This window comes from Pseudomonas sp. ef1, assembly GCF_007293365.2.
In the GTDB taxonomy this organism is placed as follows: Bacteria; Pseudomonadota; Gammaproteobacteria; order Pseudomonadales; family Pseudomonadaceae; genus Aquipseudomonas; species Aquipseudomonas siliginis.
Window position 1 is genome coordinate 743,123 of the sequence record NZ_CM129815.1, and the last position, 17,698, is coordinate 760,820.

Consider the following 17,698-nt stretch of genomic DNA (forward strand, 5'->3'; position numbering starts at 1 on the left):
CCTCCCGGCCGCGCTGGCCGAGAGGGCTTTGTCGCTTTCGATCAGTTCTTTTTGATCAGACCGTAGATCACCAGCAACACGACAGCGCCGACCAGTGCGCCGAGGAAACCAGCGCCCTCGCCCGCCTGATAGATGCCCAGAGCCTGGCCGCCGTAGGTGGCGGCCAGCGAACCGCCGATACCGAGCAGGATGGTCATGATCCAGCCCATGCTGTCATCGCCCGGTTTCAGGAACCGTGCCAGCAGGCCGACGATCAAGCCGATAAAGATGGTTCCGATAATTCCCATGGCATTTCCCTCTGATTTGGAAGATATGCGAAAGACTAGCCAGTGTTTCGCATCCTGCCATGAGAGAACGGCGGCCCCTGAATGGTTCCGCCGCTGCCACATGAAAGCGTTTTTACTCGGCGATCAGCGCTTCGACCTTGATAATCTGCGCTTGCAGCGTGGCCATGTCGGCGCAGCGCAGGTTGGCGTGGCCGACCTTGCGTCCGGCCTTGAAAGCTTTGCCGTAGTGATGCAGATGGCAGTCTTCGATGGCGATGACTTTCTCCACCGGCGGCACTACGCCGATGAAGTTGAGCATCGCGCTCTCGCCGACCTTGGCGGTCGAACCCAGCGGCAGGCCGGCCACGGCACGCAGGTGGTTTTCGAACTGGCTGCACTCGGCACCTTCGGTGGTCCAGTGCCCGGAGTTGTGCACGCGCGGGGCGATTTCGTTGGCTTTGAGGCCACCGTCGACTTCGAAAAACTCAAAAGCCATCACGCCGACGTAGTCGAGGTGTTTGAGCACGCGACTGGAATAATCTTCCGCCAGCGCCTGCAACGGGTGATCGGTGCTGGCCACCGACAGCTTGAGAATGCCGCTGTCGTGGGTGTTGTGCACCAGCGGATAGAACTTCGTTTCACCATCGCGGGCACGCACGGCGATCAGCGACACTTCGCCGGTGAATGGCACGAAGCCTTCCAGCAGGCAGGCAACGCTGCCCAGTTCGGCGAAAGTACCCGCCACGTCTTCCGGTTTGCGCAGGACTTTCTGGCCCTTGCCGTCGTAACCCAGGGTGCGGGTTTTCAGCACGGCCGGCAGACCAATGGAAGCGACGGCGGCGTCCAGGTCGGCTTGCGACTGGATGTCGGCGAAGGCCGGGGTCGGAATGCCGAGGTCTTTGAACATGCTCTTTTCGAACCAGCGGTCACGAGCAATGCGCAGGGCTTCGGCGCTCGGGTAGACCGGCACGAATTGCGAAAGAAACGCCACGGTTTCGGCCGGGACGCTTTCGAATTCGAAGGTCACCAGATCGACTTCATCGGCCAGTTGGCGCAGATGATCCTGATCGCCGTAATCGGCCCGCAGGTGTTCGCCCAGCGCGGCCGCACAAGCGTCCGGCGCAGGGTCGAGAAAAGCGAAGTTCATCCCCAGCGGAGTGCCCGCCAGGGCCAACATGCGACCCAACTGGCCGCCACCGATTACACCGATCTTCATCTCAACAACCTCAGGCAATACGTGGGTCTGGATTGTCCAGAACGCTGTCTGTCTGCTCGGCACGGAAGGTTTTCAGTACCGCGTGAAATTGCGGGTGCTTGGCGCCGAGGATGCTCGCCGAGAGCAGGGCGGCGTTGATTGCGCCAGCCTTGCCGATGGCCAGGGTGGCAACCGGAATGCCAGCTGGCATCTGCACGATCGACAGCAGCGAATCGACGCCCGAGAGCATGGCCGACTGCACCGGCACGCCCAGCACCGGCAGGTGGGTCTTGGCCGCACACATGCCTGGCAGGTGGGCTGCGCCACCGGCACCGGCGATGATCACCTCGATGCCGCGGCTTTCAGCCTCTTCGGCGTACTGGAACAGCAGATCCGGGGTGCGGTGGGCGGAAACCACCTTGACCTCGTACGGGATGCCGAGCTTTTCCAGCATATCGGCGGTGTGGCTAAGGGTGGACCAATCGGACTTGGAGCCCATGATCACGCCAACCAGTGCACTCATCGTCGCGCCTCTTCTCTCTGGAGCGCCCGCAGGCGCGTCATAAAACAACAAGCCACGCAGGTTGCGTGGCTTGATTGTACGAAAAATGGCCGGACGTGCCGGCCGAAGGCCGCGCAGTATACCGCAAAGAAAGCAATAAACAGCCCCCGAAACGACCATCTGTCAAATGAGCGAAACGCCCGGTTTTATTGACCTTGAGGTCAGCGAAAGAACACCGCAAAAATCCCCCTGTGGGAGCGAGCCTGCTCGCGAAAGCGTTGCGTCAGACGATACCTCAGCGCCTGAAACTCCGCATTCGCGAGCAGGCTCGCTCCCACATTCGATCTTCATCAGCTTCAAGCGCTTTGTGCGGCGCCGCCTTCAAGCTTGCGCCAAAGCAACCGCACGTTGGCCTTGCGCACCAGGGCGCAGCGGTACAAACGAATCTCCAGCGGCACATGCCACTGCGGCCCGCCGCACACCACCAGTTCACCGCGAGCCAGTTCGGCGCGTACGCTCAGTTGCGGCACCCAGGCAATGCCGAGGCCTTCCAGGGCCATGCTTTTCAGGCTGTCGGCCATCGCGGTTTCGTAGATCGTGGTGAAGCGCAACTGGCGCTGGCGCAGCAAGCCGTTGACCGAACGGCCGAGAAACGCCCCGGCGCTGTAAGCCAGCAACGGCACGCTGGCCTCGCCTTCCAGATCGAACAGCGGTTTGCCATCCAGATCTGCCGCGCACACCGGCAGCATTTCGGTCTGGCCCAAGTGCAGCGACGGGAAAATCTCCGGGTCCATCTGCATCGCCGAATCCGGGTCGTAGAACGCCAGCATCAGATCGCAGCCACCTTCACGCAAAGCGTGCACGGCGTCGCCAACGTTGGTCGCCACCAGCCGTGTGGCGATGTTCAGCCCTTCGTTGCGCAACTGGGCGATCCAGCGCGGGAAAAAGCCTAGCGCCAGCGAGTGCGCCGCTGCGACTTGCATGACCTCGCCCTGCCCGCCTTCCAGATGATGCAGGTGGCGCAGGACTTCACCGAGCTGTTCGACCACGGTGCGCGCAGTCACCAGAAACAACTGCCCCGCCGCCGTCAGTTCGACCGGCGTGCGCGAGCGATTGACCAGGGTCAGCCCCAGCGCCGCTTCGAGGCTGCGGATCCGCCGACTGAACGCCGGCTGGGTCACGAAGCGCCGTTCGGCCGCCTGCGAGAAGCTGCGGGTGGCGGCCAGGGCACTGAAGTCCTCAAGCCATTTGCTTTCCAGATTCATCACGTCCTCCCGGACACGCACCAAAACAGGTCACACGTCTGCCGCACAGGCGGCGTCACACGGGCATTATGCCGAATGTGCATAGGGCAGTGCTGAACAGCATTGGCCCAAAAATCCCCACAAGCCTAGCATTCGCAGCGTTCCGGCACAGACCGGGTCCTTATCGAGATGATTTCTATCATGTCCTCCGCTGCATCTTTCCGCACAGAAACCGACCTGCTTGGCGCCCTCGAAGTACCGGCCCATGCGTATTACGGCATCCAGACCCTGCGAGCGGTGAACAACTTCCGCCTCTCGGGCGTTCCGATTTCGCATTACCCGAAACTGGTTGTGGGCCTGGCGATGGTCAAACAGGCCGCCGCTGACGCCAACCGCGAGCTGGGTCACCTGAGCGAAGCCAAGCACGCTGCCATCAGCGAAGCCTGTGCCCGATTGATCCGCGGCGATTACCACGAAGAGTTCGTGGTCGACATGATTCAAGGTGGCGCCGGCACCTCCACCAACATGAACGCCAACGAAGTGATCGCCAACATTGCTCTGGAAGCGATGGGCCACGAGAAAGGCGAATACCAGTACCTGCACCCGAACGACGACGTGAACATGGCGCAGTCGACCAACGACGCCTACCCGACGGCGATCCGTCTGGGTCTGCTGCTCGGTCACGACGCGCTGCTGGCCAGCCTCGACAGCCTGATTCAGGCGTTCGCGGCCAAGGGCAAAGAGTTCGACCACGTCCTGAAAATGGGCCGTACCCAGCTGCAAGATGCCGTGCCGATGACCCTCGGCCAGGAATTCCGTGCCTTCGCCACCACCATGGGCGAAGACCTCGCGCGCCTGAAGACACTGGCCCCGGAACTGCTGACCGAAGTCAACCTCGGCGGTACCGCGATCGGCACCGGCATCAACGCCGACCCGCGTTATCAGGCGCTGGCGGTACAGCGTCTGGCGCTGATCAGCGGGCAACCGCTGGTACCGGCCGCCGACCTGATCGAAGCGACCTCCGACATGGGCGCATTCGTGCTGTTTTCCGGCATGCTCAAGCGCACCGCGGTCAAGCTGTCGAAGATCTGCAACGACCTGCGCCTGCTGTCCAGCGGCCCACGCACCGGCATCAATGAAATCAACCTGCCAGCGCGTCAGCCAGGCAGCTCGATCATGCCCGGCAAGGTCAACCCGGTGATCCCGGAAGCCGTGAACCAGGTCGCGTTCCAGGTCATCGGTAACGATCTGGCGCTGACCATGGCAGCCGAGGGCGGCCAGCTGCAACTGAACGTGATGGAGCCGCTGATCGCCTTCAAGATCCTCGACTCGATCCGCCTGCTGCAACGTGCCATGGACATGCTGCGCGAGCACTGCATCGTCGGCATCACCGCCAACGAAGCGCGCTGCCGTGAACTGGTCGAGCACTCGATCGGTCTGGTCACCGCACTGAACCCGTACATCGGCTACAAAAACGCCACCCGCATCGCCCGTATCGCTCTCGAAAGCGGCCGCGGCGTGCTGGAACTGGTGCGCGAAGAAGGTCTGCTCGACGAAGCCATGCTCGCCGACATCCTGCGCCCGGAAAACATGATTGCCCCGCGTCTGGTTCCGCTCAAAGCCTGAGCCGACGCGAACTTGTAGCACCGCTCACCAGGTCGAGGGACTAGACACCTCTCACCTTTTGAGGGCTTGGGGATTTTGTCCCCGAGCCCTTTTTTTAACTTCTTTGCGGGCAGGACGTTAGATGCTTTGTGTATTCGATACCGCCAAGATCGCAGCCTTCGGCAGCTCCTACAGGATTGACGTGCACCTGTAGGAGCTGCCGAAGGCTGCGATCTTTTGATTTGCAGCAACCTCGTTTCGTCGCTTGCACCACTACCGTGCAGACGGGCGCGCCACTGATCGGTATAGTGCCGCCCCTCTTCGCGTGAGCGGTCGTCGGTAACGAGGCCATAACCCATGCGAAACCCGAACTAATAACAAAACCCGCGATATGGATCCGGGACGAAACCTTCGCCTCACCCGTCGTGCCGCGCGCAGGCCGGTGTAACACGATGTTTCTCCGATCCAGCATTTGCACCCACAAAAAACAGCGAGGATAAATCCATGCTCGAAGTCATCAACGACTTCCTCTCAGGGAAAGTACTGATCGTGCTCATTGTCGGGCTCGGTAGCTACTTCACGATTCGCTCGCGTTTCGTTCAACTGCGTCATTTCTTCCACATGTTCGCGGTGTTCCGCGACAGCCTCAAAGGCAGCGCCGGGCAACTCAGCTCGTTCCAGGCCTTGATGCTCAGCCTCGCCGGCCGCGTCGGTGCAGGCAACATCGCCGGTGTCGGCATCGCCGTGACTCTCGGTGGTCCGGGTGCGGTGTTCTGGATGTGGGTGACCGCACTGGTCGGCATGTCCAGCAGCTTCTTCGAGTGCACCCTGGCCCAGGTCTACAAGCGCGCCGATGGCGACGGCCTGTACCGTGGCGGTCCGGCCTATTACATCCAGCACGGGCTCAAGCTCAAGGGCATGGCGATAGTCTTCTCCGTTCTGCTGCTGGTCACCTACGGTTTCGCCTTCATCGGCCTGCAGTCCTACACCGTGACCCACTCGCTGCAGAACGCCTTTGACTTCAACCCGCAACACACCGGTATCGTCCTGGCGGTGCTGCTGGCCATCACCTTTATCGGCGGGATCAAGCGCATCGCTTCGGTGTCCGACCTGCTGGTGCCGATCAAGACCTTGGCCTACATCGGCGTGACCCTGTACGTGATCGGCACCCAGATCGAACACGTGCCGGCCATGCTGGAAACCATCTTCAAGAGCGCCTTCGGCCTCGACCCGGCGTTTGCCGGCCTGCTCGGCAGCGCCATTGTCATGGGCGTGAAGCGTGGCGTGTTCGCCAACGAAGCGGGCCTGGGCAGTGCGCCGAACGTCGCGGCCGTGGCCGCCGTCAAGCACCCGGGCGCGCAGGGCGTGGTCCAGGCTTTCAGCGTATTCCTCGACACCTTCGTGATCTGCACCTGCACCGCGCTGCTGATCCTGCTGTCGGGCTTCTATACCCCGGGCTTCGAAGGTGACGGTATCGTCCTGACCCAGAACTCGCTGGCGGCCGTGGTCGGTGACTGGGGCCGCATGTTCGTCAGCGTTGCGCTGTCGCTGTTCGTCTTCACCTGCATCCTCTACAACTACTACCTGGGCGAGAACAGCTTGCAGTTCCTCAGCCGCAACCGCGCCCTGCTGATGCTGTTCCGCGGCCTGGTGCTGGCGCTGGTGGTATGGGGTTCGATGCAGGACCTGACGACGGTGTTCGCCTTCGCCGACATCACCATGACCTGCCTGGCCTTCGTCAACCTCGTGGCCCTGGCCATGCTGTTCAAGGTCGGCCTGCGCGTGATGCGCGACTACGATGAGCAGCGTCGCGCCGGCGTCAAACAGCCAGTGTTTGATTCGAGCAAATTCGCCGATCTGGATCTGGATCGCAACGCCTGGCCGGTGAACCCGCCAGCAGCGGCGGGCCAGACTGAAACTGCGCCGCAAGGCGTACCTGCAGCGCAACGCTGACAGGTGAATGACGGGCGCATCCCCTGCGCCCGTCAGTTATTGTGATGCAATAACTTGTAGGAGTGAGCCTGCTCGCGATGGCGGACTTTCAGCCAACATCATTGTTGAATGACACACTGCTTTCGCGAGCAGGCTCGCTCCCACAGGGCCCTCATCGTTTCGGAGAATCCTATGAGCTCGTCGACCTATCCCGCCGCTCAACACGTCATGGTGCTCTACACCGGTGGCACCATCGGCATGCAGGCCAGCGCCAACGGTCTGGCCCCGGCGTCCGGTTTCGAAGCGCGGATGCGCGACTACCTGCACAGTCAGCCTGAGCTGGTAGTGCCGCAGTGGCAATTTCGGGAAATGTCGCCGCTGATCGACAGCGCCAACATGACCCCGGCCTACTGGCAGCAACTGCGCGAAGCGGTGGTCAATGCCGTGGACGTGCAAGGCTGCGACAGCGTGCTGATCCTGCACGGCACCGACACCCTGGCGTACAGCGCGGCGGCGATGAGTTTTCAGTTGCTCGGTCTGCATGCCCGCGTGTGTTTCACCGGTTCGATGCTGCCAGCGGGTGTGACCGACAGTGATGCCTGGGAAAACCTCGGCGGCGCGCTGGTCGCCCTCGGCCAGGGCCTGGCGCCGGGCGTGCACCTGTACTTCCACGGCGAACTGCTGGCGCCGACCCGCTGCGCGAAAGTGCGCAGCTTCGGCCGCCATCCGTTCAAACGCCTGGAGCGTCAGGGCGGTGGTGTGAAGGCGCCTTCGATTCCAGGCGCGCTGAACTACAACCAGCCGAAGCAACTGGCGAAAGTTGCGGTGTTGCCGCTGTTTCCCGGCATCAGTGCCGAAGTCCTCGACGGCCTGCTCGACAGCGGTATTCAAGGTCTGGTGCTGGAATGCTACGGCAGCGGGACCGGGCCGAGCGATAACCCCGAGTTCCTCGCCAGCCTTGGCCGTGCACGGGATAACGGCGTGGTGGTGGTGGCAGTGACGCAATGCCATGAAGGCGGGGTCGAGCTGGATGTCTACGAGGCTGGCAGCCGCTTGCGTGGGGTGGGCGTGTTGTCCGGTGGCGGCATGACCCGCGAGGCAGCGTTCGGCAAGTTGCATGGCTTGCTGGGAGCCGGGCTGGAAACGGCTGAAGTGCGCCGATTGATCGAACTGGATCTCTGCGGCGAACTGAGCTGATCTGTCACAACGCAAGTCCCCCTGTGGGAGCGAGCCTGCTCGCGAAAGCCATGACACATTCGGCATTCGTGTGCCTGACACACCGCTTTCGCGAGCAGGCTCGCTCCCACCAGGGATTTTTGTACGGCATATAAATTGCTGCGTTCCAGCCACCTCCAGGCTGGAAGATCCCATGCTCCACTCCCACCTCACCACCCTCAACGCGGTCTCGCTGATCCTCAACACGTTCAAGGCCGAAGGCCTGTCGAGCGAGGCGCTGCTGGCCGGCAGCGGCATCGTGGCGGCGGATCTGCAGCGGGCCGATACGCGCATCACCACCCATCAGGAAATGCAGGTCTGCACCAACGCAGTGGCACTCAAGCGTGACATCGGCCTCGAATTGGGCCGGCGCATGCACGTGTCCTGTTACGGCATGCTCGGTTACGCCCTGCTGACCTGTGCCACCTTCGGTGACGCTTTGCGTCTGGCAATCCGTTATCCGGCGCTGTTGGGCACGTTGTTCGAACTGAGCCTGGAAGACGATGGCGAGCAGGTCTGGTTCGTCGCTGCTGATTACCGTGAAAGCGCGGCGATGGCGGTGTTCAACGCCGAATTCTGTCTGGTGTCACTGAAAGTCATCTGCGACGACTTGCTCGGCCATTCCCTGCCGCTGCGCGCCACGCGCTTCGAACATGCAGCGCCGGACTACCGCGACAGCTACGCCGAACCCTTTAACTCGCCAGTGCACTTCTCGGCCAAAGACAACGCCTTCGCCTTCGACCGCCATTGGCTCGATCAGCCGCTGCCGCTGGCCGACGCGATCACTCATCAGGCCATGTCCGAACGTTGCCGCAAGCAGAATCTTGAGTTCACCGGACGTCAGGCCTGGCTGGGGCGGATTCGTCAGTTGCTCAGCGCACAATTGAATGCCGCGCCGGGGCTGGAGGGGCTGGCGCAACAGATGAAATGCTCACCGCGCACCCTGCGTCGCCACCTGAAAGACATGGGCAGCAGCTATCAGGAACTGCTCGATGAACTGCGCTTCGAACGGGCCAAGCAGATGCTGTGTGAAGACCAGTTGCCGATCTATCGGATCGCCGAGACGCTGGGCTTCAGCGAGACCGCGAGTTTCCGTCATGCGTTTGTGCGCTGGAGTGGCGTGGCGCCGAGTCAGTTCAGATCCTGAAGATCAAAAGATCGCAGCCTTCGGCAGCTCCTACAGGGATCGGTGAGCTGCCGAAGGCTGCGATCTTTGGTTGTGAGGGGCGAATTGCGGTCAGAGGTTTTGGCCATATCGATCCCCTTTTGGCCGCTCCCGACATTCTCCGATTCAAACTGCGCCGCAACACTGAAAGCCACCGAATCAGCCTTGCGGAGAACAACAAATGCTGACGATCTACTCAGACGATCACCACTTGCACCATGGCCGCTGCGAACTCATCGATGGCCAGCTCAAGCCGTGCTTCGAAATGCCGTCGCGTGCCGACCATGTGCTGCAACGCGTGCAGAAGCAAAACCTCGGTGCGGTCGAAGCGCCGAAGGATTTCGGCCTGGAGCCGATCGCGCGCATTCACAGCCGCGACTATCTGGAATTTTTCAAAGGTGCATGGGATCGCTGGACCGAGTTCAACACCGACGGCGACTTGCTGCCCTACACCTGGCCGGCGCGCACGCTGCGTGCGATCAAACCGACCAGCCTGCACGGCCAGCTCGGTTATTACAGCTTCGACGGCGGCGCGCCGATTACCGCCGGCACCTGGCAAGCGGCCTATAGCGCGGCGCAAGTGGCGCTTACCGCGCAGGCAGAAATCCAGCGTGGCGCACGCGCGGCCTTCGCCCTGTGCCGTCCGCCGGGACATCACGCCGCCAGCGACTTGATGGGCGGTTATTGCTACCTCAACAACGCCGCCATCGCCGCTCAGGCCTTTCTCGATCAGGGCCACAAGAAAGTCGCGATCCTGGACGTCGACTACCACCATGGCAACGGCACTCAGTCGATTTTCTACGAACGCAGCGACGTCCTGTTCACTTCGATCCACGGCCACCCGGAAGCGGAGTTTCCGTTCTTCCTCGGCTACGACGACGAGCGCGGCGAAGGTGCCGGTGAAGGCTTCAATTTCAACTATCCGCTGCCGGCCGGTTCCGGCTGGGATGTCTGGAGCGCGGCGCTGGATCAGGCCTGCGACGAGATCGATCGCTATGGCGCGGACATCATCGTCGTCTCCCTCGGGGTCGACACGTTCAAGGACGACCCTATCTCGCAGTTCAAACTCGACAGCCCGGATTACCTGGCCATGGGCAAGCGCATCGCCGCCCTCGGCAAGCCGACCCTGTTCGTCATGGAAGGTGGCTACGCGGTGGAAGAAATCGGCATCAACGCAGTGAACGTGCTGGAAGGTTTTGAACAATGAAAAAGCGACTGATCGCCTCGGCGCTGTGCGCAGCCATGCTGAGCGCTGGCGCCCACGCCGAAGAACGCACGCTGCGCGTTTATAACTGGTTCGACTACATCACGCCCAAGGCGCTGGACGACTTCAAGGCACAGAACATCCAGACCAAACTGATCTACGACATCTTCGACACCAACGAAGCGCTCGAGGCCAAGCTGCTCACCGGCAACTCCGGCTATGACGTGGTGGTGCCGTCCAACGTGTTCCTCGCCAAGCAGATCGAGGCCGGGGTATTTCAGCCACTGGATCGCAGCAAACTGCCGAACTGGAATCATCTCGATCCGAAGCTGATGAAGCTGATCGAAGCCAATGACCCGGGGAACAAGTTCGCCGTGCCATACATGTACGGCACCATTCTCATTGGTTTCAACCCGGCCAAGATCAAGGCAGCGCTGGGCGACGACGCGCCCGTGGACAGTTGGGACCTGATCTTCAGGGAAGAGAACCTCAGCAAGCTCAAGCAGTGCGGCGTCGCCCTGCTCGACTCACCGTCGGAGATTCTGCCGCTGGCTCTGCAACACCTGGGCCTGGACCCCAACAGCAAGAAGCCGGCGGATTACGCCAAGGCCGAAGCGCTGCTGATGAAGATTCGTCCTTACGTGACCTACTTCCATTCGTCCAAGTACATGGCCGACATTGCCAACGGCGACATCTGCGTGGCCGTTGGTTATTCCGGCAGCTTCTCGCAAGCGGCCAACCGCGCCAAGGAAGCGAAAAACGGCGTGGTGGTCGATATGCGTTTGCCGAAGGAAGGTGCGCCGATCTGGTTCGACATGCTCGCCATTCCCAACGGCGCGAAGAACTCCGAGGACGCCTACACCTTCATCAACTATCTGCTGCAACCGGCGGTGATTGCTCCGGTCAGCGATTTTGTCGGCTATCCGAACCCGAACAAGGACGCCACTGGCTTGGTCGATCCGGCCATTCGCAACAACCCGAACCTGTACCCGACCGATGCGGCAATGAGCACGCTCTACACCTTGCAGCCGCTGCCGCGGGATGCCGAACGCGCACGCACGCGAGCCTGGACGAAAATCAAGTCCGGGACCTGAAACCGGCTCGTTTGCTCAAGACCCGCCTCGGCGGGTCTTTTTTTGCCTGGCAGCTTTATCTACCGCACGGGTCACCGTCGCGCCTTTTAACTTGCCCTGCTCCGCCGCCCTCGCGGCGTCCCGACAGAGCAGGAAACCACCATGACCGCCATTCCCAAAGCCAGTGCCGTCGATATCGTGACTCAGCTGGTTACTGGCCCCTCACTGCAGGAAGTCGCTTCAAAAACGCTGCGCGATGCCCTCAAGACGCTGTATCCGAATCTCGACATAGACCCGCGTCTGGCGATGGTCGTGCAACCCACCTGGGCCATTGTGGATGGTCGAGTCGTACCCGATGGGTATCAGGCTGGATCGCTGACCAACGCCCTGGTGCGGCTCGGCCTGTCCGGCACCACGGTGACGTACCTTGATGGCGAGCATTATCTGACCCTGCAACCCGGCATGCCCGCACCCGCGCATCTGCCGGTAAAGATCGATGCCATCGGCCTGTTGCTCAACGAACTGGCGCCACTGCTGTTCATCGCTTACAAGGAGCAGCACGTCGAATACTGGGACGAGTTCACCTACCCCGGGCAACCGCGCTGGCAGCAATTGTCCGAGGCACTGCGCAACCTCTGGAACGTCGATGCCAGCGTCGGCTGGGAACCTGACGAGATCGCCATGGCCCGGGCGATTTTCAAACAGCCCGACCCGCAACAACGCCTGGCCCCCGCCCCGTACTCGGCAAAGGCATATCTGATTGACCTCGATCGCGGTGGCGCCGACACGCCATCGCACTTGACCGTGGTCGATGCCGCAGTAGTGATCGGCACAATCGCAGACCGCAAGTTGATTCTCACCCACGCGGTCACCCAGGGCTTTCAGCGTTTCGATTCACTGGAGGAACTCGGCGAGGCTCTGCTGCGGATATATGGCGCAAGCGCCTCGGGCGAAGATCTCAAGTGGCGGCTGGTCGAACCCCAGGGCAATTTCTTCGACCAGCAGGCGTGCACGCTGATTTCCATGGAAGCGGATGCCTTGGGCGAAATCAGTTTTTTTCAGGATTCCCCTGGTCAACGCGTCTATCCGCATACCGGCACGGCCGGCAAACCGGCACAACCGACACCGCGCCTCGAAGCGCACTTCGAGCGTTTGCAGCCGATGCTTCCGGACTGGCTGAACGACGCACTGCCCATGGATCAGACGCGTTACAGCCGGCACCTGCTGGATCTGACAACGCTGCAGCACGAAAACAACGGCAAATCCTTTCAAAGCGAAATCACCAGCCTGCAGGCGTTCACTCGTGCAGCGCTGATCAGGCAGATTCTCAAGGAGCAGCCCGGCGCCAAAGACGTGAACATCGACAACATCGAAATCACCATCACCAGTCTCGTGGTCTGGGGCACGTTTGTATTGCCGGGAAATACTCAGGCTCAGACATGGACGCTGACCGAGCTTGCCCTGCAAAACCTCGCAGGCCTGCCGTTGGGCAACAAGACTGTGCGGTACAAGGATGGCAGCCCGGTACCCGAGTGGATGAGCGCGACTTTTCTGGAAAAACTGGTCAGCACGGTCGACATCGGCAAGACCTACCCGGCGCATCTCAAGGCCATGCTGCTAGACGACCCCGTGCAAGCGCCGCTGTTGCAAGGGCTCTACACCAGTCAGCTGCGCATTGAGCTGCCATTGCTGGCGTTGCAGCACAAGATCCGGGGTAAAGCCGGCCTCGATGAATCGGGTTATCGATACGTGGTCGCCGCATTCGCCACGACTGGCGCGGAACGCTACGTCGATGGCGAGGAAATCGTCATTCGCCCTTTGGCCTTCGTCGCTCATCGCAGCCGCTCCACCGCAGACACTGTCGACAACATGTATGTCATAGGCCCGCGCGATGCCGACAAAGGGCCGTGCGTGCTGTATCGACCGCTGTTCGACAAGACTCTGCTGCAATATCCGGGGCCCGCGAATCTGCTTTTTGCGATCCAGCATTCGCGACATTTGCGTGACTCGGTACTGGCCTGGTTGCCGGACGATGTGCGCTTCAATTACAGCCAGTTCGTCTTTACCGCCAGACTGCCGTCGGTGTGGACGATCCCGCAACTGATGATCAATCCGACCACTGCGCTGGATATGTCAGGCGCGGTCGCGCTGGGCACTCAGGTGATCGCCAGCGACGTCCTCGCAACCCTGCACGAACGCAACGTAAAGGCGCTTGTCACTCAAGCCGACCGGCAGTCTGTCTCCGACGCCGAAGCACGCTGGGCCTCGCTGAAACAGGGCGGCTGGGTGATGCTCAATGCCGCACTGCCGTTCCTGGGCCGCAGCGTAGGCACAGCGGCGTGGATCTGGCAGATCATGGATGATCTGCAGGAAATCACCGACGGCGCCAACGAGCAATCGGGGAAGATCGCCTGGACGGCCATCGCCGATATTCTCCTGGCGCTGGGCATGGTGCTCGCCCACCGTGCGGCGGTGGGCGATGCGCCATCGACACCCGTGGCCACGGAGCTCGAAGAGGACCCAGCGACGACCAGACCTGCCGCCAGAATCGTCAAAGCGCTGCGCCAGCCCGATATCACCGGCCCGCAATTAACCCAATTCCATGGCACATCGATCGACAGCATCACGGCGCTGAAACGATCCCCGACGGCACTCGCCACGCTGTTGGACGGGTTCAAGGTCGGCAAGCCCAAAGCCCTTGGCGCAGCCACCCGGGAAGGCGCGTACCGAGACCTCTACGCCCACGCAGACAAATGGTACGCCCGGGTCGGTGAGCGCTGGTTCGAAGTCGCGCGCAACGTGCATGGCGATGTGCACATCGTCGATACGCGTCAGCCCACCCGACCAGCCGGGCCCAGGCTTGCCTATACCGCCAATGGCCAATGGGTGATAGATCTGCGTTTGCGCCTGCGCGGAGGCGGGCTGGAGGACGGGCGCAAGGTGGCGCAAGGCAAAAAAAACCAAGAGGTGGCCGTATTGTCCGAGCAGATCACCGCGTTCGATTTGACGATGGAGAGCAAAGGCAGCCGTCTCGATACCGAACGCAACAGCCTGCGCGATGCCCCTGCGCAGGCACGCGAACAAGCGCTTGCGCAGTACCTCGCCACGCTCGATTCACAGCACAACGAATATGCCGCGAACATTCAGCTGATCAAGACACTCAACTGCAAGCAATCGATTCCCAACTACCGCACGGTCATGCCGGAGCGGTTGGACATGCAGTTGTTCCTGGGGCAGGAGTGGCTCAGTAATAACGCTTCGGATTACCAGCAACGCGTGCTGAGGGTGCAGGCGATACTGGACGACGAACTGCGCGGCGAATCGCAGGCGGTCACCTCTGCGTTCGAACAGTTGAACGATGCCACTCAAACCATCATCGAGAAAATGGAGTCGGCTGAAGCCTGCCTGGATGAACTGACCAGGCTGGGACCTGATGGCCTGGAGATAAAGCAGAAATACAACATCAGCCTGGCGCCCTACCCGCTGGATGATCTGAAGACTCTGCAGATCAGTCTCGGCCAGTACACCTGCATCAAGCCCGGCGATTCCACCGCTCATGTCGAGGCGCAACAAGCGCTGGCCAGTCTGTTCGAAGATGCTGCGCTGAACGTTCAGAGTTCGCGTGACCTGAGCGCCGATGAAAGCCTCAGTGATCTGCGCATACGCATCGACGCCCTGAGTCAGGTGAGCGAACAGTTCGCTTCCGTGGACAAGCGTTTCGATGACCTAGCGAGTGAATATTCCGAACACATACACACGGAACGACTCAGGCAATTGCAGGCGCGCGTGGCCGCATTCAAGGATAGCGCCGACAACCGACTCGCCGACCTGTTGCGCTACCGGCATTTACTGGTGCCGCAAGCCGGTCCGTCGAGACCCTCAACGTCAGCTTCGAATCGGCAGATCATCAAGACACGCAACAAGGGCACCCTGGTCGGCCAGCGGAAAAAAAGCCTCGACGGCAAGAACACCGATCTGGTCGAAGTCGGTACGGCGCTGACGAGAGTGATCGCGACATTCAAGGAGGAATCGCCAGGTATCTGGGTCGAGCAGAGTGCACGGCCTGCACCGTTGCCTAAAGCCAGGCCCAACCTCAACAAGAGCATCAGCGAAGGGCAGGCATTGATCGACGGGCTGGCGGCGTTTCATCGGCGCATCGAGGCGCGTCTCAAACGCGGCTCGCGCATTCCAGTGGAGGTCGAAGAGGAATACCACAATCACGCCACCCTGTTGCGCAAAGCCTGTGCGGCGATCGATGAAGCGTTAACGGCGAGTAACCTCACCGCTGCTCTGCATGAACCGTCCGAAGAGCTCAACCACAAGCTCGACGCTGCGGCTACGACACTGGAGCAAAAAGGCACCAGCACGCGAATCCGCCTGGTCAAGCAACAACTGCCAACAGCTGCCGGGGTCGAGTGGCTCAAGGACAAAGGCGAAGTGAACATCTCGAAAACCCTGACCCGACGGCGTCTGAGGCGCCATCAGAACGATTTTCTCGACGAGTATCAGATTCGTGATGCGCATACCGACAAGGTCCTCTGCTATGCGCATTTCCATTACAGCAGCGTCGACGCGCCCGTTGGTGCATTTGTGCGTGGACATATGAAAACGCTCGCTCAGCACCGCATGGGGGGCGTCGCCGAAATAACGGGTGTGGATAATCAGAGGCTGATTGAAATCCATCGCAGCGAAATTTCCAGTCGCAGCGCCGAAACGCTGTTCTTCAATCTTGCCAAGCCTGCCGCAGACGCGACAGCGCCGCTTTGATCGCAGGCTCTGGTACGGCGGCAAAACCCAGCACCAGGCCGGCGCGCTGATCCATGGGCGTAGTCGAGTCGGGTAACCAGTAGCTGCTCAGGCCGTTGATTTCGACATCGACCTCAGCGGCCTGAGCGATCAATTGCTGCTCGCGCTCGATGCTGTCCACGGCGACGGTCAGGTGCAGCCCGGCCGACACGGCGGGCAACTGACCGACACCGGCGATCATCGGCCAGCCTTCGAGCAGGCAGTTGCGTCGGCTCAGCGCAGCCCGGCGCATGCGACGGATATGCCGCTGGAAATGCCCGGCAGCCATGAATTCGGCCATCACCGCTTGGGTGCTGACCTCCGAGTGCCGCACATCGACGGCGCGGCGTTGCGCAAACGCGTCGACCAGCGCTGGCGGCAGCACCAGATAACCAAGGCGCAACGCCGGAAAAGCGACCTTGCCGAAGGTGCCGACGTAGAGCACACGCCCCTGACGATCAAGTGCGGCCAACGGCGCCAGCGGTGCGCCGGTGTAGCGGTACTCGCCGTCGTAATCATCCTCGACGATCCAGCCGCCGACCCGCTCGGCCCAGGCGAGCAATTCCAGACGCCGGGCCAGACTCATCACCACTCCGGTCGGGTACTGATGAGACGGCGTGACATAAGCCACCCGACAATCGCTGAGCCGGGCCATGGCGCTGCAATCGATCCCGTCGCTATCTACCGCCACCCCATGCAATTTCGCCCCCGCCACAGCGAAGGCATGCCCGGCGGCGCGATAGCCCGGATTCTCGATCGCCACACCGTCCCCCGGCTCGACCAGCAACTGTGCACAAAGGCTGATGCCCTGCTGTGCGCCACTGGTGATCACAATTTGCTCAGCCGTGCACTGCATGCCGCGCGAACTGCGCAAATACGCAGCAATCATGCTGCGCAGTCGCGCATCACCGGCTGGGTCGCCGTAACACAGCTGCTGCAGATCTGGTTTACGCCAGAAAGCCGCGTTGAGCTTGGCCCAGACCTCGAACGGAAACAGATCGAATGCAGGCACACCCACCCGAAAAGCACGCGGCGGACCGCTCGGTGGTCGTGGCAAATGATGCTTTTCAATGCGGGAAAATCCGTCGCTGTGGATAACTTTGCTGGATGAATTCACAGGTAAATCCAGCCAATTTGTGGATAAGGCTGTGGGTAAGCCTGTTGACAAGCCTGTGGATGAATTTGTGGATAGTTTTTTCTCAGGCGTGGATGCCTGAGCCAATTGCGCCACGTAAGTACCGTCGCCCACGCGCCCTTCGATAAAGCCCTCGGCATACAACTGATCGTAAGCGCGCACCACGCTGTTGCGGGAAATGCCCAGCGCCGAGGCCAGATCTCGGCTGGCCGGCAATCGCGTGCCACTGGCCAGGCGTCCATCCAGCACCCGCAGGCGCAGAGCCTGATAGAGCTGGCGACTCAGGCCTTGGCGGCGATCAAGCGCGATACCGGCCGGGTTGAAGGGCATCGACAAGGGTGGCAGATCGGGCATGGCGAATGGACCTATGAAATGGC

Annotated in this window: 12 protein-coding genes; 7 read left to right on the plus strand and 5 right to left on the minus strand. The window is 61.3% G+C overall.

The genetic code is table 11. The features are described from left to right. Positions 1-41: 41 nt before the first annotated feature. The 4 genes from FEE99_RS03585 to FEE99_RS03600 form a co-directional block, all read right to left on the minus strand. On the minus strand, positions 42-287 hold the full coding sequence (locus tag FEE99_RS03585; protein WP_016772475.1) for a GlsB/YeaQ/YmgE family stress response membrane protein: 246 nt from the start codon (positions 285-287) through the stop codon (positions 42-44). A 112-nt stretch (positions 288-399) separates the two neighbouring features. Continuing rightward, complete coding sequence (locus FEE99_RS03590; RefSeq protein WP_041476593.1) at positions 400-1,482, minus strand: 5-(carboxyamino)imidazole ribonucleotide synthase; 1,083 nt, start codon at positions 1,480-1,482, stop codon at positions 400-402. Positions 1,483-1,492: 10 nt separating this feature from the next. Beyond that, positions 1,493-1,984, minus strand: coding sequence for a 5-(carboxyamino)imidazole ribonucleotide mutase (gene purE / locus FEE99_RS03595; RefSeq protein WP_007920220.1), 492 nt, complete (start codon positions 1,982-1,984; stop codon positions 1,493-1,495). A 335-nt stretch (positions 1,985-2,319) separates the two neighbouring features. After that, the gene (locus tag FEE99_RS03600) at positions 2,320-3,228 is read right to left on the minus strand and encodes a LysR substrate-binding domain-containing protein (RefSeq protein WP_024014837.1); all 909 of its coding nucleotides are present in this window, start codon (positions 3,226-3,228) and stop codon (positions 2,320-2,322) included. Positions 3,229-3,408: 180 nt separating this feature from the next. Here FEE99_RS03600 and aspA point away from each other — a divergent pair, with 180 nt between their 5' ends. The 7 genes from aspA (at position 3,409) to FEE99_RS03635 (ending at position 16,168) form a co-directional block, all read left to right on the plus strand. Next, entirely contained in the window at positions 3,409-4,833 is a 1,425-nt protein-coding gene (gene aspA / locus FEE99_RS03605; protein ID WP_016772472.1) for an aspartate ammonia-lyase, read from the plus strand. A 483-nt stretch (positions 4,834-5,316) separates the two neighbouring features. Continuing rightward, entirely contained in the window at positions 5,317-6,765 is a 1,449-nt protein-coding gene (locus FEE99_RS03610) for an alanine/glycine:cation symporter family protein (RefSeq protein WP_016772471.1), read from the plus strand. A 171-nt stretch (positions 6,766-6,936) separates the two neighbouring features. Next, positions 6,937-7,941, plus strand: coding sequence for an asparaginase (locus FEE99_RS03615; RefSeq protein ID WP_041476592.1), 1,005 nt, complete (start codon positions 6,937-6,939; stop codon positions 7,939-7,941). A 172-nt stretch (positions 7,942-8,113) separates the two neighbouring features. Beyond that, positions 8,114-9,106, plus strand: coding sequence for an AraC family transcriptional regulator (locus FEE99_RS03620; RefSeq protein ID WP_041476591.1), 993 nt, complete (start codon positions 8,114-8,116; stop codon positions 9,104-9,106). 199 nt (positions 9,107-9,305) lie between these two features. Then, positions 9,306-10,331 (plus strand): histone deacetylase family protein, encoded by a 1,026-nt coding sequence (locus tag FEE99_RS03625; protein ID WP_041476590.1) that lies wholly within the window; start codon positions 9,306-9,308, stop codon positions 10,329-10,331. Then, a complete protein-coding gene (locus FEE99_RS03630; protein WP_041476589.1) occupies positions 10,328-11,422 on the plus strand; it encodes a polyamine ABC transporter substrate-binding protein in 1,095 nt (364 codons plus the stop codon). The genes FEE99_RS03625 and FEE99_RS03630 overlap by 4 nt, the downstream gene beginning before the upstream one ends. Positions 11,423-11,563: 141 nt before the next feature. After that, entirely contained in the window at positions 11,564-16,168 is a 4,605-nt protein-coding gene (locus tag FEE99_RS03635; RefSeq protein WP_041476588.1) for a dermonecrotic toxin domain-containing protein, read from the plus strand. On the opposite strand, the gene pdxR is transcribed toward FEE99_RS03635, so the two are convergent. Then, the gene (gene pdxR, locus FEE99_RS03640) at positions 16,125-17,675 is read right to left on the minus strand and encodes a MocR-like pyridoxine biosynthesis transcription factor PdxR (RefSeq protein ID WP_041476660.1); all 1,551 of its coding nucleotides are present in this window, start codon (positions 17,673-17,675) and stop codon (positions 16,125-16,127) included. The two genes, FEE99_RS03635 and pdxR, sit on opposite strands and share 44 nt — an antisense overlap. Positions 17,676-17,698 lie beyond the last annotated feature (23 nt).